Source organism: Xanthomonas sp. PPL134 (assembly GCF_040595915.1).
GTDB classification, from domain to species: domain Bacteria; phylum Pseudomonadota; class Gammaproteobacteria; order Xanthomonadales; family Xanthomonadaceae; genus Xanthomonas_A; species Xanthomonas_A indica.
Map to the genome: position 1 here is coordinate 14521 of NZ_JAMDLL010000014.1, position 22620 is coordinate 37140.

Annotated in this window: 14 protein-coding genes and 1 pseudogene; 3 read left to right on the plus strand and 12 right to left on the minus strand. The window is 70.6% G+C overall.

Annotated features, from left to right (window positions below; all coding sequences use genetic code 11):
- Positions 1-2 precede the first annotated feature (2 nt).
- From M3U25_RS18025 to prpB, 12 genes and pseudogenes are all read right to left on the minus strand, one after another.
- Positions 3-794, minus strand: coding sequence for a DeoR/GlpR family DNA-binding transcription regulator (locus M3U25_RS18025; protein ID WP_355503271.1), 792 nt, complete (start codon positions 792-794; stop codon positions 3-5).
- Positions 791-1450, minus strand: coding sequence for an HAD family phosphatase (locus tag M3U25_RS18030; RefSeq protein WP_355503269.1), 660 nt, complete (start codon positions 1448-1450; stop codon positions 791-793). Before M3U25_RS18030 ends, M3U25_RS18025 begins: the two co-directional genes overlap by 4 nt.
- A 27-nt stretch (positions 1451-1477) precedes the next feature.
- On the minus strand, positions 1478-2638 hold the full coding sequence (locus M3U25_RS18035; protein ID WP_355503267.1) for an MFS transporter: 1161 nt from the start codon (positions 2636-2638) through the stop codon (positions 1478-1480).
- A 396-nt stretch (positions 2639-3034) separates the two neighbouring features.
- The gene (locus M3U25_RS18040; protein WP_355503285.1) at positions 3035-7924 is read right to left on the minus strand and encodes an alpha-2-macroglobulin; all 4890 of its coding nucleotides are present in this window, start codon (positions 7922-7924) and stop codon (positions 3035-3037) included.
- Between the two features lie 551 nt (positions 7925-8475).
- Entirely contained in the window at positions 8476-9474 is a 999-nt protein-coding gene (locus M3U25_RS18045; protein WP_355503265.1) for a nucleoside hydrolase, read from the minus strand.
- A gap of 70 nt (positions 9475-9544) precedes the next feature.
- Complete coding sequence (locus M3U25_RS18050; protein ID WP_355503263.1) at positions 9545-11764, minus strand: TonB-dependent receptor; 2220 nt, start codon at positions 11762-11764, stop codon at positions 9545-9547.
- A gap of 847 nt (positions 11765-12611) precedes the next feature.
- Complete coding sequence (gene prpF / locus M3U25_RS18055; RefSeq protein ID WP_355503261.1) at positions 12612-13805, minus strand: 2-methylaconitate cis-trans isomerase PrpF; 1194 nt, start codon at positions 13803-13805, stop codon at positions 12612-12614.
- A 39-nt stretch (positions 13806-13844) separates the two neighbouring features.
- Positions 13845-14312, minus strand: coding sequence for an SRPBCC family protein (locus M3U25_RS18060; RefSeq protein ID WP_242161422.1), 468 nt, complete (start codon positions 14310-14312; stop codon positions 13845-13847).
- A gap of 66 nt (positions 14313-14378) precedes the next feature.
- A complete protein-coding gene (gene acnD / locus M3U25_RS18065; RefSeq protein ID WP_355503258.1) occupies positions 14379-16994 on the minus strand; it encodes a Fe/S-dependent 2-methylisocitrate dehydratase AcnD in 2616 nt (871 codons plus the stop codon).
- Between the two features lie 235 nt (positions 16995-17229).
- Entirely contained in the window at positions 17230-18393 is a 1164-nt protein-coding gene (gene prpC, locus M3U25_RS18070) for a 2-methylcitrate synthase (protein WP_019800603.1), read from the minus strand.
- A 40-nt stretch (positions 18394-18433) separates the two neighbouring features.
- Positions 18434-19035: pseudogene (locus M3U25_RS18075) on the minus strand (DUF1003 domain-containing protein).
- A 31-nt stretch (positions 19036-19066) separates the two neighbouring features.
- On the minus strand, positions 19067-19954 hold the full coding sequence (prpB, locus tag M3U25_RS18080; RefSeq protein WP_242161414.1) for a methylisocitrate lyase: 888 nt from the start codon (positions 19952-19954) through the stop codon (positions 19067-19069).
- Positions 19955-20072: 118 nt separating this feature from the next.
- On the opposite strand from prpB, the gene M3U25_RS18085 reads away from it, so the two are divergent.
- The 3 genes from M3U25_RS18085 to imuA all read left to right on the plus strand — a co-directional run bounded on the left by M3U25_RS18085 (position 20073) and on the right by imuA (position 22617).
- Positions 20073-21314, plus strand: coding sequence for a citrate synthase family protein (locus M3U25_RS18085; protein WP_242161412.1), 1242 nt, complete (start codon positions 20073-20075; stop codon positions 21312-21314).
- 74 nt (positions 21315-21388) lie between these two features.
- Positions 21389-21997, plus strand: a complete 609-nt coding sequence (gene lexA, locus M3U25_RS18090; protein ID WP_160946367.1) for a transcriptional repressor LexA — start codon at positions 21389-21391, stop codon at positions 21995-21997.
- On the plus strand, positions 21997-22617 hold the full coding sequence (imuA, locus tag M3U25_RS18095; RefSeq protein WP_355503254.1) for a translesion DNA synthesis-associated protein ImuA: 621 nt from the start codon (positions 21997-21999) through the stop codon (positions 22615-22617). The genes lexA and imuA overlap by 1 nt, the downstream gene beginning before the upstream one ends.
- Positions 22618-22620: the final 3 nt, after the last annotated feature.

Sequence of the window (22620 nt, forward strand, 5' to 3'; positions counted from 1 at the left end):
CCTCAGTCCGCCGCTGGGGGCGCGGCGCGGTGCACCTGCACCGCTTGCGCGACGAACGCGGCGAGCACGCCGGCCGGGGCGTCGTGCTCGACCACCAGCCGGTCGATCGCCTCCACGCCGACCACGCGGTGCGCGGCCAGGGTGCCGAGCTTGTCGCTGGTCACCACCGCCACGGTCTCGGCGCTGGCCTCGACCATCGCCCGCTTGAACAGGCTTTCCTCGTCGTCCACGCCCCACAGGCCACGTTCGGGGTCGATCGCGCAGGCGCCGGGGAAGCACAGGTCGGCACGCAACTGCCGCAGTTGCTGCAGCGCCTGGGCACCGACCGCGGCGCCGCTGCGCGGATCCACGCGCCCGCCGATCAGCAGGATCTCGATGCCTTCGCGGCGCAGCAGGCGTTGCGCGATGTCCGGCGCATTGGTGACCACGCTCAGCCCCTGCCCTGCCGGCAGCGCCGCGGCGATGGCGCCGTTGGTGGAGCCGGCGTCGATCAGCAGCCGCTGCCCGGGCTTGACCAGCGCGACCGCGGCCAGCGCCAGCGCGCGCTTGCGCTCGGCGTGCTCGGCCTGGCGCTGCGGCAGCGGCGCGAAGCTCGGGGTGGGCAGCAGCGCGCCGCCGTAGACGCGCCGGCACAGGCCCTGCGCGGCGAGTTCGCGCAGGTCGCGACGGATCGAATCCTCGGACACGGCGAAGCGCTCGGCCAGTTCTGCCGCCACCACCCGGCCGTGCTCGCGCAGGCGCTGCAAAATCGCCTGTTGCCGCTCCTGCGGCAGCGTGTCGCGCTCGCCGCTCATGGCGCCGCGGCGTCGGCGCGCGGCGGCAGCAGGCCCAGCGCGACCAGGTCCTCGCGCAGCGTGGCGGCGTCGCGGAACTGCAGCGCGTGCATGCCCGTGGCCGCGGCGGCGTGCACGTTGCGCGGCGCATCGTCGATGAACACCGCCCGCGCCGGCGCGATCGCGTAGCGTTCGCACAACAGCGCGAAGATCGCCGGATCCGGCTTGACCAGGCGTTCCTCGCCGGACACCAGTACGCCCTCGAACCACTGCAGGAACGGGTAGCGTTCGCGCGCGATCGGGAAGGTCTCGTGCGACCAGTTGGTCAACGCGTACAGCCGCACGCCCTGCCCGCGCAGTTCCTCCAGCACCGCCACCGTGGCGTCCATTGCGCCGCCCAGCATCTCCGGCCAGCGCGCGTGGTAGGCGGCGATCATCGGCGCATGCGCCGGATGCAGCGCGCTCAGTTCGGCCACCGCCTCGTGCCACGGTCGTCCGGCGTCCTGGCGCTCGTTCCACTGCGGGCTGCACACCTCGCGCAGGAAGGTCTCCATCGCTGCTTCGTCGTCGAACAGGCGGCGATACAGATGGCGCGGGTTCCAGTCGATCAACACGCCGCCGAGATCGAACACCACGGTGTCCAGGGAAGGAGCGGCAGAGAGAGGGGACGACGGCATGACAAGCTCCAGCAGACTAAGTGGGGATCAACGACGCACCAGGCGCGCGCCGGCGGCGACCAGCAGCAACAGCGCCGCCACCGCGGCCAGCGCCAGCGGCAGGCCGATGGCGTGGGCCAGGAATCCGATCAGCGCCGGTCCGGCGAGCAGGCCGGTATACCCGAGCGTGGTCAAGGTCGCCAGCGCCAACGCCGGCGAGGTGCCGGGCATGCGCCCGGCGGCACCGAACATCACCGGCACCAGGTTGGAGGCGCCCAGGCCGACCAGCACGCAGCCGAGCAGGCCGCTGCCCGGCCACGTGCCGAGGCTGGCCAGCGCCAGCCCGGCCGCCGCCAGCAGCGCGCCGAGGGCGACGATGCGCACCGGCCCCAGCCAGGCCACCAGGCGATCGCCACCGAGCCGGCCCAGCGCCATCGCCACCGAGAACGCGGCATAGCCCATCCCGGCCGCGCTGGGCGCCAGGCCGTGATGCTCGCGCAGCAGCACCGCGCTCCAGTCGAGCATGGCGCCCTCGGCCAGCAGGCAGACGAAACACAGCGCGCCAAGCAGCAGCACCGGCCCCTGCGGCAGCCGCAGCGGCACCGCCTCGGTGGCCGACCCAGCGTGCCGCAGCAAGCCGCTGCGCTGCCACAGCAGCACGCCCAGCAGCAGCGTGGCGACCAGCATGGCGCCGGCCAGCAGCGGCAGGCCGGCACCGAGCAAGGCGCTCATGCCGGCTGCGCCGATCAGCCCGCCGACGCTGAACAATCCATGGAAGCCGGACATCGCCGCCTGCTGCAGGCGCCGCTCCACCTCCACCGCATGCGCGTTCATCGACACGTCGAGCGCGCCCAGCGCCGCGCTGAAGTACAGCAGCGCGGCCACCAGTAGCGGCACGCTGGGCGCCAGCGCCAGTGCCGGCAACGCCAGGCACAGCGCCAGCGCGCTGGCGACGATGACCGTGCGGGCACCCAGGCGGTGGCTGAGCAGGCCGCCCAGCGGCATCGCCAGCACCGAGCCGGCGCCGAAGGCCAGCAGCACCATGCCCAACCGTGCATCGTCCAGCCCGAAACGCGCCTTCACGTAGGGGACCATCGGCGCCCAGGCGGCCATGGCCATGCCCGACAGCAGGAACATGCCGCGGGTGGCGGCGACGGCGCGGGAGACGGTGGGCGCTGGGGCGGGAGCGGGCGGCGAAGCGGACGGCATGCAGAAACCCTGGCGAACGGTGCCGGGCCAGCTTAGACGAACGTGCGTAATCGTGCAAAAACGTGCATTAATCGACATCAGAGACAGCGATGGCGGCTGCCACTGCATGGGCTTGGCGGGATCCACGCATGCGGTGGCACCGAAACGACGACAGGACCCTGTTGGGTCCTGTCTGGGTGCTGCGAACGCGGGAATGTAGCTGCGGTGCGGCAGGCGCGACGGTCTCCGCCGGACCCTCACCCCCGGCCCCTCTCCCGGAGGGAGAGGGGAGTCAGCTGGCTTCCCTGGCGACCGGACCCTCAGACCCGGCCCCTCTCCCGGGGGAGAGGGGAGTCAGGCGGCTCCGCTGGCGGTCATCCCCTCACCCCTCCGCCTTCTCGCGGAGGGAGAGAGGAGTCAGGGCTGCACGACGTTGATCGTGCCGGGGTTGCTGCGCCCCACGCCGCGCAGGTCGGGACGGTACATGTCCTCGACCAGCGAGGGCGGCACCGTGTAGGTGCCCGGGGTCACCGCGCGCACCAGGTAGAACACCTGCGCCTTGCTGCCCGCCGACAGGCTCAGCGCGGCCACGTAGCGGTCGTCGCGGAACTCCTCGTGCTTGACGTCGGCGGCGTTGGAGCGGTCGCTGATCTCGATGCCGTCCACCACCACGTCGGCCCACTGCTTGGCGTCGCCCAGGTTGAAGTTCTCGATCTCCAGGCCGGCCGGCAGCAGGTCGGTCAGCAGCGCGTCGGGCATGCTGGTGTCGGAGGTGATGGTGACGCGCACGATCAGCGCCTCGCCCTCCTTCAGCGGCTGCGGCGTCCACGGCTTGCCGTCGGTGCCGTAGAAGCTGCGCTCCACCTTCAGCGTGCTGTCGTCGGCCGCCGGCGGCGTGCGCGGCACGCCGGCGATTTCCAGGCTGGCGTACAGCGGCGGCTGGCCCTGCGGCACGAAATGCACGCCGCGCGCCAGCTCGGCCTCGTCGAACTGGCGGCCGAAGGCCTTGGCCGGGGCGATCGCCTCGCTGCTGTCGCCCACGTTCAACTGCCCGGACACCTGCGCGGTCTGGCTGTTGAGCAAGGCCTTGCCCATGCGCGCCAGCGCCACCTGCTCCTGCGTGCTCAGCCACAGCCAGCCGCCGCGGCGGCGCGCGTCGAGCTCGCGGCCCAGCGCCACCACCCGCGCGTCGTACTCGGGCCTGGCCAGGCCGCGCTCGTGCAGCAGCGCGACCATCAGCGCATCGTCGCGGACCACGCTGCCGTAGTCGCCGAAGTAGCGCGGCCGGTCGGCGCTGTCCTTGGCGAAACCGGCGGCGATCGCCGCCTCGCCGCGCTTCTTGTCGCCCTGCAGCGACAGCGCCACGCCCAGGTGCACCAGCGACAGGCCGGTCAGCGCCTTGCCGCGGTCGTTGTCGTACAGCGCGCGCAGCGTCCCCAGCGGCGCGCGGTTGACCCGCGCCAGCACGTAGCCGGACCAGGCCTGGTTGGCGAACTTCAGGTTCTCGCGGCGGTCCTGGCCGTAGAAGTTGTTGCCGCCGGACAGCAGGTCCTCGCTGAGCCGGTTCAATGCCTTCTGCAGCACATTGTCGGGCACCACGAAACCGGCGTCCTTGGCGTCGAGCAGGAACTCGGCGATGTATGGGGTCAACCCCGGATTGACGTAGCCGTCGTCGCCCCACATCGAGAAGTGGCCGCTGGACACCTGCATCGAGGCCAGCCGCCCGAACGCGCCTTCCATGCGCGCGCGGCGCGTGGCCGCATCCAGGCCCTTGACCCCGAGCAGGCGCGCCGTGGCATCGTCGAGCAGCAGCGCGGCATAGCCCTTGCTGGTGGTCTGCTCGGCGCAACCGTAGGGATACTGCAGCGCGCCCTGCAGGGCGCTGGCGAACGGGATCGGCGGCAAGGCGCTGACCAGCATGCGCGCGCTGACCGAACCGGCCATCAGGCCCTCGGCGTCGCTGGCGCCCAGCGTCACCGGCGCCAGCGTGTCCAGCACGCGGGTCTGCGTGCGCAGCACCGACGGCCACGCCGCGCGCACCGGCAGGTCGTAGCGGCGGTCGGCGGCATAGCCATTGCCCTCCACGCGCACCCGCACCTTGGCCACGGTGTAGCCCTCCTGCGCCACCAGCGGGAAGCTCAGGGTGGCCTTGCCGTCCTTGCCCAGCTTGGCGCTGCGCGCGTTGTCGGCGATCGCCAGCGGGCCTTCGCCATCCACCCGCACCTTGAACTCGCCCGGCTGGCCGGTGAAGTTCTGCACGTCCAGGGTCACGGTGCTGTGGTCGCCCGGCGCCATCACCCGCGGCATGCTGGCCTCGGCCACGATCGGCGCGCTCACCAGGGTCTCCACGTCGCGGTTGCCGTAGCGCTCGTCCGAATACACCAGCGCCGACACGCGCAGGGTGCCGTTGAAGTCCGGCACCGGCAGCTGCACGCGGGCGTTGCCCTTGGCGTCGAGCTGCACCGGGCCGGAGAACAGGTCCACGGTCTGCACCCGCGCGGTCGGGCGCTTGGCCTGCGGCAACGCCGCCAGCGCCATGTCGCCGCCGAAGCGCAGCTTGCCGGTGCCGCCCTCGAAGCTCTCGATGACCCGGCCGTAGATGTCGTAGGCATCCACGCCCAGGCGCCGCTGCGCGAAGAACTGCGCGTTGGCATCGGGCACCGGGAAGCGGGTGATGTTGAGGATGCCCACGTCCACCGCGGAGATGGTCACGTGCGCCTGCTTGCCGGCCAGCTCCGGCACGCTCACCGTCACCGGCAGCGGCTGCTCCGGACGCATCTGCTTGGGCGCGACCAGGCCCACCGCCACGCGCCGGGCCTTGCGGTCCATCGGCACGTGGGCCACGCCGACCGCGCGCGCCGGGGTGATCTTGCTCGGCGCCGAGCCGCCGCGGAACACCAGCGCGGTGACGTAGACGTCGTGGCGCTCCCAATCCTTTGTCACCGGGATCTCGAAGCGGCTGCCCGGCTTCACGTCGATGTCCTGCACGTACAGCATGCGGTCGCTCTCGACCATCAGCAGGCCGGGGCCGGCGTGCGGCGGGGTCAGGGTGACCTTGAGCGTGTCGCCGGCCTTGTAGCCGGTCTTGTCCAGCGCCAGCTTGACCTTGTCCGGGCGCGCGTCGAGGCCGCGGTTGTCGTCGTTCCAGCTCCAGCCGGCATGGAACGGATAGCGCGTGGTCAGGCCGGTGGACGGGTCGAACACATCCACCCGGTACTCGCCCCACTCCACCGGGAAATCGACCTTGGCCGCGCTGCTGCCGGCATCGACGGTGAGCGTCTGCTTGTTCTCGAAGCGGCGGGTGAAGTCGTAGTCCCAGCGGTTGTCGGTAAACGCCCAGTGGTAGTCGCGCAGCTCGCGCACCAGGGTCACCTTCAGGCCCTTGGCCGGCTGCGGCCTGCCCTGCGCGTCCACCCGCATCAGTTCGAAGCGCGAATTGGCGTTGGCGTCGGCACCGTCCTTGTCGTCGAACAGCGGGCGCACGCCGACCAGCGCCGGTGCCGGCCACAGCACGCGCTTGAGCGTGCGGGTGACGGTGCGGCCGCCGGTCTCGTACACGCTGGCCGAGACCAGCGCGGCGATGGTGCTGGTCGGCTTGGCCTCGTCGGGCAGCGCCAGGTCCTCGCTGAGCTTGCCGTCGGCACCGAACTCGGTGTCGACCACGTCCTTGGCCTCGCGCGGCAACTGCAGCGTCGGGTCGCCGAAGAAGTAGCCCGGCAGCGCCTCCACCGGATGCTGCTCCACCGCCACCGCCAGCTTGGCGGTGAAGCGGTTGCCCGCGGCCGGCGCGCCGTACAGGTAGGCGGCAGTGGCCTGCAGCTTGAACGGCTCGCCCGGCTTGAGCGTCTTCTGCGCGCTGTCCAGGTCCAGCTTCATGCGCTCGGGCAGGAACTCCTCGATGCGCAGGGTCATGCCCTGCACCGCTTCCTTGCTGGTCGGGTCGGTGCGGAACTCCACCTGCCAGCGCCCGGTCGGCGCATCGGCGGGGATCAACTGCTCGAAACTGAAATAGCCCTGCTCGCCCGGCTGCAGCCGGGTCTCGCGGAAGATCTTGCCGTCGGGCTGCTTCAGCCGCAGGAACACCGGTTGCGCGCCCTTGCCGGTGGTCAGCACCGGCTTGCCGTCGTTGTCGCGCAGCAGCGCCGATACGCGCACGGTCTCGCCGGGGCGGTACAGGTCGCGGCCGGACCAGGCGAACACGTCGAACCAGGCGTTCTCGCGCCCGGCCACCGCGAACTCGCTCAAGTCCAGCGCCGGCTGGTTGAACGGCAGCATCGACAGGTCGGTGCCACTGCGCGCCACCAGCACCTGGCCGGCGTCGAGCGTGTAGTTCAGCAGCGCGTTGCCGTTGTCGTCGGTCTGGCCCTTGAGGAACAGCTCGCCGTCGGCGTTGAGCACGCGCAGCTCCACCTTCTTCAGCGGCTCGCCGCTCTGCAGCGAGGCGGTGTGCACGAACAGCTTGTCCTTGTAGGCGCGCGCGTGCAGGCCGATGTCGCTGACGGTGAAGAAGGCGGTGTCGTACTCGTTGTCGAACTTGCCGGGGCGGCGCAGCACGGCGAAGTACAGGCCCGGCGCCTGCAGCTCCTTGATCTCCTGGATCGGCAGGTAGGTCAGCGCACGCTCGTTCTTGTCGCCGCCGAGCACGAAGCGGTTGGTATAGACGGAGTCGGCCAGTTGCGAGATCGGGGTGTGGTCGCCGTAGTCGCTGTCCAGCTCCCAGGTGCCGCGGCGGCCGCCGCGCTGGTACTGGGCGAAGAACGCCGGCAGCGCGCTGTCCTTGACCCGCATGAACTCCACGTCCACTTCCGGCACGTTGAGCGAGACCACCGGCAGGCCGCGGCTCTCGCGCGCCGGCAGCACGCTGGCCTGCGAGGCGAAGCCGACCGCCGGCGTCAGCTCGCCGGTGTAGACCTTCTGCTTGAGCGGCTTGCCCAGGCGGCTGCCGTCGGCGGCCAGCAGGTCGGCCGAGATCACCACGGTGTAGTCCTTGGCCGCCTCCACGTAGGGATAGCGCAGGGTCTTGCCGTCGTCGGACAGCGACCAGGCGCTCTCGTCGGTGCCGACCTTCTCCTCGAAGCGCAGCAGCTTGTCGAAATCCTGGGTGCCGACCAGCGGCCGCGAGAACTCCAGCGCCAGCGACAGTCCGTCGCCCTTCTGGTCGGGATAGGCGCGAACCAGGCCGAAGCCCTTCATCGCTTCCTTCTGCCCCTTCACCGGCTCGCCGCTGGCCTCGGGCAACTGCCCGGATTCGTTGCGCTTGCAGCCGCCCAGCGCCAGCGCCAGGCCCAGCACCAGGAACGTCCCCATCAACCCCGCGCGCAGGCTTGCCCAGCGCCGCTTCGAATCCGTGTGCATGCGTTCGCTCCTTGAATGTGGCGCGAGTATAAAGCGCCGGCGCGACGGCTGGAGGGGCGAACGGGCGCCATCCATCGGCATGTGCGCGGCAGGCCGCCGTCGGCGCGGATGTCCCTCCCGCCACGGCACCACCGATCGCCGAGGAGCCTCCGTAGGAGCGGCTTCAGCCGCGACAGGCATTCCCGGGAAAGCCGGTCGCGGCTGAAGCCGCTCCTCCCCCCTGGATGAGTACCCGCGCGCCCTCGCCTGAGGTCATGCAGGAGGGAATTCAATTCCACTGCGCCGGCACTGGGTGCGCCGATGGCTTCACGCGTCGGGACTGAAGTCCCTCCCACAGGGGAGCCGATCCGATGGCGCTGCCGACAACACTCATGTGGGAGGGACTTCAGTCCCGACTGCAGAGCAACGGACCGGCCAATGGTCCCGCTCGCCGCAACGAACGTCGCGCCCACAGGGGCGATGCGAAGCCGCCCCCTACATCCCCGGATGCCGACGCACTGCCCTCAGCGCAGCAACCGCTGCATGTACAACGCGATCAGCCGTGGCCGGTCCAGCGCCAGACACACCTGCGCGTTGGCCGCAGCGCCCGGCGCCTCCGCCACCGGTGCCTCGCGGGTGTAGCCCTTGGCGTCGACCACGATGCGCAACGGCACGGTGGGGCACAGGCCCGGATCGAGCAATTGCGCCACCGGCACCACGTCGAACAGGGTCGGGGTGGCACTGGCCCAGGGCTGGTCGGTGTCGCGCCACTGGTAGTAGAGCTGCGCCAGCGCATCGGTCAGCGGCTCGCCATGGGCGAACAGCGCCACCCGCTCCGGCTCCTCCAGGGTCACCTGGGTGGCGTCCAGCGGCAGCATCACGATCGGCGTGCCGGCGCCGAACACGCGCTGCGCGGCGGGAATATCCGCGGCAATGTTGTACTCGGCCGCCGGCGGATTCGGCGGACGGTAGCGCGACTTGCCGTAGCCCGCGCGCACCGAGCCGCCCATCAGCACCACCTGCTTGAGCTGGGCGAAGCCGGCCGGGTCGCGCTGCTGCGCGCGCGCCGCGTCGGTCAGCGGGCCAAGCACCAGCAGGGTGACCTGGCCGGGATGGCGCCGCGCCTGCGCCAGGATGAAAGCGGCCGCGTCCGGCGCCGCCGCGGGCAGACGACCTTTCGCCGCCCAGCGCGCCTGGCTGAAGGGAATCGTGCTGTCGGTGCGCTGCCCGATCGCCAGCGGAATCTCGCTGCGGCCGGCCTGCTGCAGTAGCCGCTGCAGCAGTTGCGCGCGCAGGCCGGTGTCGCCCCAGGCCGAGGCGATGCCCAGCACCTGCAGCTCGGGGCTGCGCAACAGCAGCGCCAGCGCGAACGCATCGTCGATGTCGTCGCCGACGTCGGTGGACACCACCACCTTCTGTACCGGTGCGGTCACTGGCGACGATGCCGGGGCCGCCACCACATCGGTCGCCCAGGCCGCCACGATCAACAGCGCCGACGCCGCCCATTGCTTCAGCACGCGCATGCGCGTCTCCCAAAAAAGAACCGCCGGCATGATAGCCGGCGGTCGGTCTTGCAAACGGCGGGGCCGCGGATCAGAAGTTGGCGCGGAACTGCGCGCCGACGATGCGCGGGTCGTTGATGAAGCCGGTGAGGTTGTTGAAGTCGATCGCACCGGTGGCGCGGATCTGGTTGGTGCAGTTGCGGCAGAACACCGAGACCTCGTACGCGCCGGCGCCCCAGTTGTAGCCGATCTTGGCACCGCCCTCGAGCAGCGGCTGGCCGACGAACTCGCGCGAGTCGTACAGGAAGAAGTTGATCTCGCTGCGGTAGGACCAGTCGGTGAAGAAGAAGAACTCGGCGTCGTCGCCGACCGGGATGCCGTAGCGCAGGGTCGCGTTGCCCATCCACTTGGCCGCCTGCGGCAGCACGTTGCCGTCGATCAGCGCGCGGCCGGAGGCGTTGATCGGATCGGTCACAGTGCAGGTGCGACACACGCCCACCGACAGGGTCGGATCCTCGATGCGGGTCCAGTTGTAGGCGCCGCCCAGGGTCATGCGCAGGTTCTGGGTCAGCAGCGCTTCGAAGTCGAACTCGGCGCCGCGCGCCTTGGAGGCCTTGGCGTTGAGCAGGCGCACGTCGTTGGAGGCGCCGCCGACCGCGGTCAGCTGCTGGTTCTTCACCTTGAAGTCGTAGACGTCGAAGCTCAGGCGCGCGCGCTTGTCGAACAGGTCGGACTTGATGCCGATCTCGTAGGAGTCCACGGTCTCCGGCGCGGCCACGGTCAGCGGCGCGGTGGCCGACGGCACGCCGAAGCTGGCGCCGCGGAAACCGCGGGCGGCGCGCGCATAGACGTTGACGTCGTCGTTGATCGTGTAGGTGGCGCTGAGGTCGCCGGTGACCTTGGAGTTGTCGGTGCTGCCGCTGGAGGGCTGCTGCAGGGTCACGCGATCCAGGGCGAGGACGTCGAAGGTCTTCTTGTCGTAGGTGTAGCGGATGCCGGCGCGCAGGTTCAGGCGCTCGGTGGCCGCGTAGTTCAGCGAGCCGAACGCCGCCCACGAGGTGTTGCGCTGGCGGGTCAGCTGGTAGCTGGCCAGGGTGCCGCCGGCCAGGGTGTTGTAGGTATAGTTCTCGCCTTCCACCGAATCGTGGAAGTAGTACAGGCCGGCCTGCCAGTTCAGCGGCCCGGCGTACTGCGACTCGGCGCGCAGCTCCTGCGAGTACTGGTCCAGGTTCTTGATGCCGCCGGCGGTCTCCACCGGGAACGGGATCACCCCGGGGCCGGACGGCGGCGCGAACACCGCGCCGTAGCCGCCGTCGATGTCGCCGCGGCTGTAGTACTTGCCGATGCCCTCGTAGCCGGTGATCGAGTGCAGCACGATGTCGCCCAGGTCCCAGGTCAGGTTGGCGCTGCCGCCGTAGGTCTGCAGTTCCTGGGTGTTCTTGCCGTCGATGGACACCTTGTCCGGGTCGAAGCCGGCGACCAGCTGGTTGGTGCCCGGCTGGAAGATGTTGGCGCGGAACAGGCGCGCGGTGCCGTCGAGGTGGCGCGCGTGCGCGTTGAACAGCGCGCTGAAGTCCTCACCCGGCTGGAACAGCAGCTGCAGGCGCACCGCCGAGTCCATGTAGCCTTCGAAGGAGCGGTTGTCGATGGTGTTGTCGACCCAGTCCCCGCGGCGCTGGCCCAGCGCCGACAGGCGCGCGGCCCACTTGTCGCCCATCGCCACGCTCAGGCCGGTTTCCATGGTCATGGTGCCGTAGGTGCCGTAGGACAGGCTGGCGTAGCCGTCGTTGGCGCCGATGGTCGGCTTGACCGAGTTGAACTTGACCACGCCGGCGGGGGTGTTGCGGCCGAACAGCGTGCCCTGCGGGCCGCGCAGCACTTCCAGGCTCTGCAGGTCGAAGATCGGGAAGCCCTTCAGGAACGCGTTCTCGGCAACCACGTCGTCATAGATCAGCGACACCGGCTGCGAGGCGTAGGTGTTGAAGTCGGTGTTGCCGTAGCCGCGGATGTAGAAGCGCGGGAACACGCGGCCGTTGGACGACTCGACGTTGAGGCTGGGCGCCTTGCCGGCCAGCACGCGCACGTCCGAACCGCTGGTGGCGATGGCGTCCAGGTATTCCGGGCGCAGCACGCTGGCCGACACCGGCACGTCCTTGGAGTCCTCGGCGCGGCGCTCGGCGGTGACCTTGATCGTGTCCAGACGGGCGACCCCGTCGGTGCTCTCCGCCTGCTGGGCGGCGGCGGGGAAGGAAAGCGCGGAAACGACGGCAACGGCAAGCGCACTGGCGCGCAGCGACCAACTGGCAGACATGGGAACTCCGGGATGGGTGGGCGTAATCGGGAGCGCGCCGAGTCCTTGCCGCGCCGCAGCATAATTAACACAAAATATACAAGCTGTGTCGGCTGGCGTCACCTGGGGAGGCGGGGTTTTGGGATTGGGGAGTCGGGATTGGCGACGGCGGGGCTGGCGGCGACGTGCGCCTAGGACCGAGACGGGCTTCCCTCCTCCTTGTTGCGGCAGTCACCGGTCATCGTGTCGGGACTGAAGTCCCTCCCACAAGGCTTGCCTGCGCATGACGCGTCCGCTGGCGCGATGCCCCCTGTAGGAGCGGCTTCAGCCGCGACGCGCGATGCAATGAACTCGCGGCTCCCTGCGGCCATTGCCCCGCATTGCGGCAGCCGCCGGTCATCGCGTCGGGACTGAAGTCCCTCCCACAGGGGGCTTGCCTGCACGTGACGCGTCCACTGGCGCGATCCCCCCTGTAGGAGCGGCTTCAGCCGCGACGCGCGATGCAATGAGCTCGCGGCCTCCTGCGGCGATCGCCCCGCATTGCGGCAGTCACCGGTCATCGGGTCGGGACTGAAGTCCCTCCCACATGGGGCTTGTCTGCACGTGACGCGTCCACCGCGCGATGCCACTGTGGGAGCGGCTTCAGCCGCGACGCGCGATGCAGTGAACTCGCGGCCTCCTGCGGCGATCGCCCCGCATTGCGGCAGTCACCGGTCATCGGGTCGGGACTGAAGTCCCTCCCACAAGGCTTGCCTGCGCATGACGCATCCGCTGGCGCGATGCCTACTTGTGGGAGCGGCTTCAGCCGCGACGCGCAATGCGACAGGCCACTACGGCCCTTAAAACGCTCGCGGCCGGAGCACCCGCCTCAACCAGCTGGCGTCTCCGGCACGCGCACCCAGCCTTCCATCAGCACGCGCGCGCTGCGGCTCATCAAGGCCTTGGTGACGGTCCACTGGCCGCCCACCTGGCGCGCCTCGGCGCCGACCCGCAAGGTGCCGGAGGGGTGGCCGAAGCGCACCGCAGTGCGCTCGCCCCCACCAGCGGCGCGGTTGACCAGGGTGCCGGGAATGGCCGCGGCGGTGCCGATCGCCACCGCCGCGGTGCCCATCATCGCGTGGTGCAGCTTGCCCATCGACATCGCCCGCACCAGCAGGTCGATGTCGGCGGCCGCCACCGGCTTGCCGCTGGAGGCGATGTAGTCGGCCGGCGGCGCGACGAAGGCGACCTTGGGCGTGTGCTGGCGCGTGACCGCGTCCTCCAGCGTGGCGATCAGGCCCATGCGCAGCGCGCCGTACGCGCGGATCGTCTCGAAGCGCTGCAGCGCCTGCGCATCGCCGTTGATCGCGTCCTGCAGCTCGGTGCCGCGATACCCCAGCGCCTGCGCCTCAAGGAAGATGGTGGGAATGCCGGCGTTGATCAGGGTCGCCTGGAAGCTGCCGACGCCGGGCACCTCCAGCGTGTCGACCAGGTTGCCGGTGGGGAACATGGCGCCGCCGGCGCCGTCCTCGTCGGCGGCCGGGTCGAGGAATTCCAGCGCGATCTCCGCCGCCGGGAAGGTCACCCCGTCCAGCTCGAAATCGCCGGTCTCCTGGACCGCGCCGTCGGTCATCGGCACCTGCGCGACGATGGTCTTGCCGATGTTGGCCTGCCAGATCCGCACCGTGGCGAGGCCGTCGCGCGGAATCCGCGCCGGATCCACCAGCCCCGCAGCGATCGCGAACGGCCCCACCGCCGCCGACAGATTGCCGCAGTTGCCGCTCCAGTCCACGAATGCACGCTCGATCGCCACTTGGCCGAACAAATAGTCCACGTCGTGGTCCGGGCGCGTGCTCGGCGCCACGATCACGGTCTTGCTGGTGCTGGAGGTGGCCCCGCCCATGCCGTCGATCTGCTTGGCGTAGGGATCGGGGCTGCCGATCACCCGCTGCAGCAGCGCGTCGCGCGCCGAGCCCGGCGTCTGCGCCGCCGCGGGCAGGTCCTGCAGGCGGAAGAACACGCCCTTGGAGGTGCCGCCGCGCATGTAGGTGGCAGGGATGCGGAGTTGCGGAGCGTGGGCCATGGCGGTTCCGGGTACGTGCGAAAATGAAGAGACGGCGGATCAGGGCGAATCGGGAATTTCGGGCTCGACCAGTTGCGTCAGCAGGGCCAGCGACTCCTGCCAGCCGAGGTGGCAGAACTCCACCGGGATCTGCGGCGGGATGCCCTCCTGCACGATCTCCAGCGCGGTGCCGCAGGCCACCGGCCGCAGCCGCACGGTCACGATCATCTCGCCGGGCAGGTCCGGATTGTCGAAGCGGTCGGTGTGGCGGATCAACTGCCCGGGTACCAGTTCCAGATAGGTGCCGCCGAAGGCACTGCTGGTGCCGGTGCCGAGGTTGGTGAAACTCATCCGGTAGCTGCCGCCCACGCGCGCGTCCAGCGCGTGCACGGTGGCGACGAAGCCATGCGGCGGCAACCATTTGACCAGTGCCGCCGGTTCCAGGAAGGCGCGGTAGACGCGTTCGGCCGGCGCGCGCAGCACCCGATGCAACTGGACGGTCCCGGTGGGGGTAGCGGACGTGGGCATGACGGTCTCCTCGGCGGTGGCGGGCGCGGCCAGCATGGCACGCGCCCGATGACAGCGGCAGCCGGCTCAGGCGCTGCGGGCTTCCTCGAGGAAGTCCTGGGCGAAGCGCTGCAACACGCCGCCGGCCTCGTAGATGGACACTTCCTCGTTGCTGTCCAGGCGGCACAGCACCGGCACGTCCACCGCAGCGCCGTCCTTGCGCACGATGCGCAGGGTCAGCGTGGCGCCCGGCGTGCGCGCGCCGACCACGTCGAAGGTCTCGCTGCCGTCGATGCCCAGGGTCGTGCGCGTGGTGCCGGGCAGGAACTGCAGCGGCAGCACGCCCATGCCGATCAGGTTGGTGCGATGGATGCGCTCGAAGCCTTCGGCGACGATCGCTTCGACCCCGGCCAGGCGCACGCCCTTGGCCGCCCAGTCGCGCGAGGAGCCCTGGCCGTAGTCGGCGCCGGCGATCACGATCAACGGCTGCTTGCGCGCCATGTAGGTCTCGATCGCTTCCCACATGCGCAGCACCTGCCCGTCCGGCTCCAGCCGGGTCAGCGAGCCCTGCTTCACCTTGCCGTCGACCACCGCCATTTCGTTGATCAGCTTGGGGTTGGCGAAGGTGGCGCGCTGCGCGGTGAGGTGGTCGCCGCGATGGGTGGCGTAGGAATTGAAGTCTTCCTCCGGCACACCCATGTGCGCCAGGTATTCGCCGGCGGCGCTGTCGGCCAGGATCGCGTTGGACGGCGACAGGTGGTCGGTGGTGATGTTGTCGCCGAGCACCGCCAGCGCGCGCATGCCACGCAGCGTGCGCTCGCCGGCCAGCGCGCCTTCCCAGTACGGCGGGCGGCGGATGTAGGTGCTGCGCGGGCGCCAGTCGTACAGCGGCGCCACCGGCGCGCCCTGCTCCACGCGCACGTTGAACATCGGCGCATAGACGCGGCGGAACTGCTCCGGCTTCACCGCGGCGCGCACCGCCGCATCGATCTCGGCGTCGCTGGGCCAGATGTCCTTCAGCCGCACCTCGCGGCCGTCGGCGTCGGTGCCCAGCACGTCCTTCTCGATGTCGAAGCGCACCGTGCCGGCGATGGCGTAGGCGATCACCAGCGGCGGCGAGGCCAGGAACGCCTGCTTGGCGTAGGGATGGATGCGCCCGTCGAAGTTGCGGTTGCCCGACAGCACCGCGGTGGCGTACAGGTCGCGCTCCACGATCTCCTGCTGGATGCGCGGATCCAGCGCGCCGCTCATGCCGTTGCAGGTGGTGCAGGCGAAGGCGACGATGCCGAAGCCCAGCGCCTCCAGGTCCGGCAGCAGGCCGGCCTCTTCCAGGTACAGCTGCACCGCCTTGGATCCCGGCGCCAGCGAGGTCTTCACCCACGGTTTGCGGACCAGGCCGCGCGCGCGCGCGTTGCGCGCCAGCAGGCCGGCGGCGATGACGTTGCGCGGGTTGGAGGTGTTCGTGCAGCTGGTGATGGCGGCGATGATCACCGCGCCGTCGGGCATGCGCCCCTGCGCCTGCTCGGCCTGGCCGGCGGCCAGCTTGCTGGCGTCGGCGATGCCGCGCGCGGCCAGCTCGGTGGTCGCCACGCGCTTGTGCGGATTGCTCGGGCCGGCCATGTTGCGCACCACCTGCGACAGGTCGAAGCGCAGCACGCGCTCGTACTGCGCAGTGGCCAGCGCATCGGCCCACAGCCCGGTGGTGCGCGCGTACTGCTCCACCAAGGCCACCTGCGCTTCCTCGCGCCCGGTCAGGCGCAGGTAGTCCAGGGTCTGCTGGTCGATGTAGAACATCGCCGCGGTGGCGCCGTATTCCGGGCACATGTTGGAGATGGTGGCGCGGTCGCCGATGGTCAGCGCGGCGGAGCCTTCGCCGAAGAATTCCAGGTACGCGCCGACCACGCGCTCCTGGCGCAGGAACTCGGTCAGCGCCAGCACCACGTCGGTGGCGGTGATGCCGGGCTGCGGCCGGCCGCTCAGTTCCACGCCGACGATGTCCGGCAGACGCATCCACGAGGCGCGGCCGAGCATCACGCTCTCCGCTTCCAGCCCGCCGACACCGATCGCGATCACGCCCAGCGCGTCCACGTGCGGCGTGTGGCTGTCGGTGCCCACGCAGGTATCCGGGAAGGCGACGCCGTCGTGCACGCAGATCACCGGCGACATCTTCTCCAGATTGATCTGGTGCATGATGCCGTTGCCCGGCGGGATCACGTCCACATTGCGGAACGCGCGCTTGCTCCAGTCGATGAAGTGGAAGCGGTCCTCGTTGCGACGATCCTCGATCGCGCGGTTCTTGGCGAAGGCCTGCGGATCGTCGCCGCCGCATTCCACCGCCAGCGAATGGTCGACGATCAACTGCACCGGTACCACCGGGTTGACCTTGGCCGGGTCGCCACCCTGCTCGGCGATGGCATCGCGCAGCCCGGCCAGGTCCACCAGCGCGGTCTGGCCGAGGATGTCGTGGCACACCACGCGCGCCGGAAACCATGGGAAATCCAGGTCGCGGCGGCGCTCGATCAACTGCAGCAAGGCATCGTGCAGCAGATCCGGATCGCAGCGGCGCACCAGGTTCTCGGCGAACACCCGCGACACGTAAGGCAAGCCGGCATAGGCGCCCGGGCTGATCGCATCGACCGCGGCACGCGCATCGAAGTAGTCCAGCGAGGTACCCGGAAGGGATTTACGGTAGTGGCTGTTCATGGCTGGCTACAGTAGAAAAAAGCGAAGACAGGACCCTTCTCCCACCGGGAGAAGGTGCCCCGAAGGGGCGGATGAGGGTACGGGCGAAGCTTAGTGCCGTCGGATTCTTCATGAGGGCGGATGAGGCCACGAGCGAAGCCTCGAACACCACGAGGCTGCGCCCGTACCCTCACCCCCAACCCCTCTCCCGGGGGGAGAGGGGAGTGTCACTCGGAGTAGAGGGCGTGTCGGTGCATCACTTGCGCTGGTCGATCGGCACGAACGCCTGATCCTCCGGCCCCACGTAGTTCGCGCTGGGGCGGATGATCTTGCCGTCGATGCGCTGCTCGATGATGTGCGCGCTCCAGCCGGCAGTGCGGGCGATCACGAACAGCGGGGTGAACATCGCCGTCGGCACGCCCATCATGTGGTAGCTGACCGCACTGAACCAGTCCAGGTTGGGGAACATCTTCTTGATGTCCCACATCACCGTCTCCAGGCGCTCGGCGATGTCGTACATCTTGCGGCTGCCCTGCGCCTCGGACAGTTCGCGCGCCACGTCCTTGATGACCTGGTTGCGCGGGTCCGACACCGTGTACACCGGGTGGCCGAAACCGATGATCACTTCCTTGCGCTCGACCCGCGCGCGGATGTCGGCCTCGGCCTCGTCCGGGGTGTCGTAGCGCTTCTGCACCTCGAAGGCGACCTCGTTGGCGCCACCGTGCTTGGGTCCGCGCAGCGCGCCGATGCCGCCGGCGATGGCGCTGTACATGTCGCTGCCGGTGCCGGCGATGACCCGGCAGGCGAAGGTGGAGGCGTTGAATTCGTGCTCGGCATACAGGATCAGGCTGGTGTGCATCGCCTGCACCCATTCCTCGTGCGGCTTGAAGCCGTGCAGCAGGCGCAGGAAATGCCCGCCGATCGAATCGTCGTCGGTCTCCACCTCGATGCGCCGGCCGTTGTGGCTGTAGTGGTACCAGTACAGCAGCATCGAACCGAGGCTGGCCATCAGCTTGTCGGCGATGTCGCGCGCGCCGGGATGATTGTGGTCGTCCTTCTCCGGCTGCACGCAGCCCAGCACCGACACGCCGGTGCGCATCACGTCCATCGGATGCGCCGACGGCGGCAACTGCTCCAGCGCGGCCTTGACCGCGGCCGGGATGCCGCGCAGCGAGCGCAGCTTGGCCTTGTAGCCGCGCAGCTCGCTGTTGCTGGGCAGCTTGCCGTGCACCAGCAGGTAGGCGATCTCCTCGAACTGGCTGCTGCGCGCCAGGTCCAGGATGTCGTAGCCGCGGTAGTGCAGGTCGTTGCCGCTACGGCCCACCGTGCACAGCGCGGTGTTGCCGGCGGCGGTGCCGGACAGGGCCACCGATTTCTTCGGCTTGAAGGCGGGGGCGGTCTGCGGAGCGGTATCGTTCATGGCGAATCTCCCGGTGTTGCGGTCGGATGAGTGCGGTGGATCAGGTGGCCTGCGGTGGCGGCGTGACGCCGGCGCGCTCGAGCAGTTGCTGCAGCATGAGGATCTGGCGGTTCTGCAATTCCACCAGCGTCGCCCAGTCCTGCTCGCGCAGCTGGTTGAGCTTCTCGTGCACCTGCAGGATTTCCAGCTCGGCCTTGATGTTCACTTCGTAATCGTTCTGCGCATGCAGGCGGTCCACCGCCGCCTGGCGGTTCTGGCTCATCATGATCACCGGCGCCTGGATCGCCGCCAGGCACGACAGGCACAGGTTGAGCAGGATGTAGGATACGGATCGAAGGCGTGCGCCAGTACCAGGCTGTTGAGCACGATCCAGCCCAGCAGCACCACGCAGAAGCCGATGATGAAGCTCCAGCTGCCGCCGATCGCGGCGACGCGGTCGGCCACGCGCTCGCCCAGCGAGCGGTCGCGGTCGGCCTGCTTGACGATGTCGCGGGCCACGTGGCGCTTGGCGATGAAGCGCTCCACCACCTCGCGCTCGGCCTCGGACAGTTTGTCCAGTTCGGTCTGCAGCAGGTGCCGCGCGGTCTGGCGGCGATCGATGCGGCTGCGCAGGAACGAGGCCGCGCTGGCTTGGGTATTCATGGGCAGGCTCGGGCAGGAAAATCGCCGCCGATCATGCGCCCTTGCCGGCGAACAGCGCATCCAGGCGCTGCTCGAAGGCGTGGTAGCCGATGCGCTCGTACAGTTCCTCGCGGGTCTGCATGCGCTCCAGCACTCCCTGCTGGTGGCCATCGCGACGGATCGCGGTGTACACGTCCTCGGCGGCCTTGTTGGCGGCGCGGAACGCCGACAGCGGGAACAACTGGATCGCCACGCCGGCCGCGGCCAGTTCGTCGCGGGTGAACAGCGGGGTCTTGCCGAACTCGGTGATGTTGGCCAGCACCGGCACCTTCACCGCATCGACGAAACGGCGGTAGGTGTCCAGGTCGTAGGCGGCCTCGGCGAAGATGCCGTCGGCGCCAGCCTCCACGCAGGCGATGGCGCGTTCGATCGCCGCGTCCACGCCCTCGGTCTGGATCGCGTCGGTGCGCGCGATCAGGAAGAAATCCGGATCGGTCTTGGCATCGGCCGCAGCCTTGACCCGGTCCACCATCTCGCCCTGGCTGACGATCTCCTTGCCCGGGCGGTGGCCGCAGCGCTTGGCGCCGACCTGGTCCTCGATGTGGCAGGCGGCCGCGCCGGCCTTGATCAGCGACTTGATGGTGCGCTCGATGTTGAACGCACTCGGTCCGAAGCCGGTGTCGATGTCCACCAGCAGCGGCAGCGGGCACACGTCGGTGATGCGGCGCACATCGATCAGCACGTCCTCCAGGGTGTTGATGCCCAGGTCCGGCAGGCCCAGCGAGCCGGCGGCGACGCCGCCGCCGGACAGGTAGATCGCCTTGTAGCCGGCGCGCTGCGCCAGCAGCGCATGGTTGGCGTTGATCGCACCGATCACCTGCAACGGCGCTTCGGCGGCCAGGGCGGCGCGGAAACCGGCGCCGGGGGAAACGAGGGACATGGCAGCTCCTGACGAAGAGGCGGCGGCGCCCCGCCGGGCGTTCCGCGATGGGCGCCAATCTGGCACTCTCGCCGGCACGGATCAATCTTGATTCAATGAATCAACCTATCGTCCCTTCATGTCCGACAGCCCCGACCGCAACCTGATCTCCGCCGCACAGGCCTGCGCCCTGCTCGGCATCAGCAGCGCCACCCTGTACGCCTACGTCAGCCGCGGCCTGCTCAGTTCGCGCGCCGGTCCCGACCACCGCAGCCGCGCCTACCTGCGCGCCGAAGTGGAGCGGCTGGCGCAGCGCAAGCGCGCCGGCCGCGGCGCCGCGCGCGGTGCCGCACAGAGCCTGGACCGCGGCCTGCCGGTGCTGGAGACGCGGATCTCGCTGATCCGCCCCGACGGCCCCTACTACCGCGGACGCTCGGCGGTGGCCATGGTGCGTGCCGGCGCCAGCCTGGAGGACGTCGCGCGGCTGCTGTGGGACTGCCCGGAGGGCGAAGACCCGTTCGCCAGCGCGCCGGTCGCGCCGTGGCCGGCGGTGGTGGCGCCGCTGGCCGGGCATGCCGCGCTGCCGCCGCTGGAACGCGCCATGGCCTGCATCCCGCTGCTGGCCCTGGACCTGCGCCAGTCGCTCAACGCCGCCCCCGGCGTGCGCCGCGAGAGCGCCGCCACCCTGCTGCGGCAGAACGCCGCGCTGCTGGTCGGCACCACGCCGGACGCGCGCCAGGTGCATCGCCTGATCGCCGACCACTGGCGTCCCGGCGACGCCGGCTTCGCCGAGCTGGTGCGCGCCGCCCTGCTGCTGTGCGCCGACCACGAACTCAACGTCTCCGCCTTCGCCGCCCGCGTGGTCGCCTCCACCGGCGCGCCGCTGCACGCCACCGTCAGCGCGGGCCTGGCCGCGCTGTCCGGCCCGCGCCACGGCGGCGCCACCGCGCGCGCCCACGCCCTGCTGCGCGACGCCCAGGACGCGCCCAGCGCCGCCGCCCTGATCGCCGAGCGCTGGCAGCGCGGCGACGACCTGCCCGGCTTCCACCACGCCCTGTACCCCGACGGCGACCCGCGCGCGGCCGAAGTGCTGCGCCTGCTGCGCGAACGCAGCGGCGGCAGCACGCGCATGCAGCACGTGGAAGCGGTGATTGCCGCCGCCCAGGACTGCAGCGGCCAGCGCCCGAACATCGACTGCCTGCTCGCCGCACTCTGCTTCGTCCACGACCTGCCCGCCGCGCACGCCCTGGTGCTGTTCGCCGCCGCCCGCCAAGCCGGCTGGCTGGCCCACGCCCTGGAGCAGCAGGCCCTGGGCAAGCTGATCCGCCCCCGCGCCCGTTATGCCGGGGCGATGCCGGAGGATGGCGCCGGGCGCGGCTGACACGTCGGGAGACGCCAAACCCGTTCAGCGCCCCATCTCGCCAAGGTCGCGTCAGCGGTGTACAAATGTACACCATGACCACCCTGTCCCCGCAGCGCGCCGCCATCCTCGCCTACGTCCACGCCTGCGCCGAGCAGGACGGGCGGCCGCCGAGCCTGGCCGAAATCGCCGAACGCTTCGGCTTCGCCTCGCGCAATGCCGCGCGCAAGCACGTGCAGGCGCTGGTCGAGGCCGGGCTGCTGGCGCAGGTGCCGCAGCAGGCGCGCAGCCTGCGCCCGGCGCAGGCCGGCACGCGCAGCGAACTGCTGCAGCTGCCGGTGCTGGGCCGGGTCGCCGCCGGTGCACCGATCGGCGCCGACATCGGCCTGGACCAGCAGCTGCGCCTGGACCGCGCGGTGTTCGCGCTGCGCCCGGACTACCTGCTGCGGGTGCAGGGCGACTCGATGATCGACGACGGCATCCTCGACGGCGACCTGGTCGGGGTGCGCCGCGCCGCCGATGCGCGCAACGGGCAGATCGTGGTGGCGCGGCTTGATGGCGAACTCACCATCAAGCGCTACCGCGCCGATGGCGACGGCATCGCGCTGCTGCCGCGCAATCCCGCCTATGCGCCGATCGTGGTCGGTCCCGGGCAGGACTTCGCCATCGAAGGGCATTACTGCGGCCTGATCCGGCCGGGCTGATGGCCGCCGTCGTCGCCCTCGACCGCCTGCTGGCCGAGCGCCGGGTCTGGCGCGGCCAGCCGACGGCGCTGCCGCCCAGCGCGCAGCCCACCGGGCACGCCGCGCTGGACGCGGTGCTGCCCGCGCGCGGCTGGCCGGAGATGGCGCTGACCGAACTGCTGCACGCCGCCGACGGCATCGGCGAACTGCAGCTGCTGTGGCCGACCCTGGCGCGGCTGTCGCAGGGCGGTGGCCGCATCGTGCTGGTCGATCCGCCCTACCTGCCCTACCCCGCCGCCTGGGCCCAGGCCGGGGTAGCGCTGGCGCAGGTGCAGATCGTCCGCGCCGGCGCCGACGCGGCCTGGGCCGCCGAGCAGTGCCTGCGCGCGGGCAGTTGCGCGGCGGTGCTGTGCTGGCCGGGGCTGGCCGGCGACAAGACCCTGCGCCGGCTGCAGGTGGCCGCCGAGACCGGGCGCACCCTGGGCTTCGCCTACCGCCCGCTGAAGGCCGCCGCCAACCCGTCGCCGGCCGCGCTGCGCATCGCCATCGACGCCGCGCCGGCGCAACTGCGCGTGCTCAAGTGCCGCGGCGGGCTGCCGCCGGCGCAACCGATCGCCCTGTCCATCCTGGCGACCGGGTGAGGC

Bases quoted from the DNA above. Each gene is read 5' to 3' on its own strand.
- M3U25_RS18060 (WP_242161422.1), bottom strand. From the start codon at position 14,312: ATGCCCACGTCCGCTACCCCCACCGGGACCGTCCAGTTGCATCGGGTG.
- M3U25_RS18025 (WP_355503271.1), bottom strand. From the start codon at position 794: ATGAGCGGCGAGCGCGACACGCTGCCGCAGGAGCGGCAACAGGCGATT.
- M3U25_RS18085 (WP_242161412.1), top strand. From the start codon at position 20,073: ATGTCCGACAGCCCCGACCGCAACCTGATCTCCGCCGCACAGGCCTGC.
- M3U25_RS18045 (WP_355503265.1), bottom strand. From the start codon at position 9,474: ATGCGCGTGCTGAAGCAATGGGCGGCGTCGGCGCTGTTGATCGTGGCG.
- M3U25_RS18035 (WP_355503267.1), bottom strand. From the start codon at position 2,638: ATGCCGTCCGCTTCGCCGCCCGCTCCCGCCCCAGCGCCCACCGTCTCC.
- M3U25_RS18050 (WP_355503263.1), bottom strand. From the start codon at position 11,764: ATGTCTGCCAGTTGGTCGCTGCGCGCCAGTGCGCTTGCCGTTGCCGTC.
- prpB (WP_242161414.1), bottom strand. From the start codon at position 19,954: ATGTCCCTCGTTTCCCCCGGCGCCGGTTTCCGCGCCGCCCTGGCCGCC.
- M3U25_RS18040 (WP_355503285.1), bottom strand. From the start codon at position 7,924: ATGGGGACGTTCCTGGTGCTGGGCCTGGCGCTGGCGCTGGGCGGCTGC.
- imuA (WP_355503254.1), top strand. From the start codon at position 21,997: ATGGCCGCCGTCGTCGCCCTCGACCGCCTGCTGGCCGAGCGCCGGGTC.
- M3U25_RS18030 (WP_355503269.1), bottom strand. From the start codon at position 1,450: ATGCCGTCGTCCCCTCTCTCTGCCGCTCCTTCCCTGGACACCGTGGTG.
- acnD (WP_355503258.1), bottom strand. From the start codon at position 16,994: ATGAACAGCCACTACCGTAAATCCCTTCCGGGTACCTCGCTGGACTAC.
- prpC (WP_019800603.1), bottom strand. From the start codon at position 18,393: ATGAACGATACCGCTCCGCAGACCGCCCCCGCCTTCAAGCCGAAGAAA.
- lexA (WP_160946367.1), top strand. From the start codon at position 21,389: ATGACCACCCTGTCCCCGCAGCGCGCCGCCATCCTCGCCTACGTCCAC.
- prpF (WP_355503261.1), bottom strand. From the start codon at position 13,805: ATGGCCCACGCTCCGCAACTCCGCATCCCTGCCACCTACATGCGCGGC.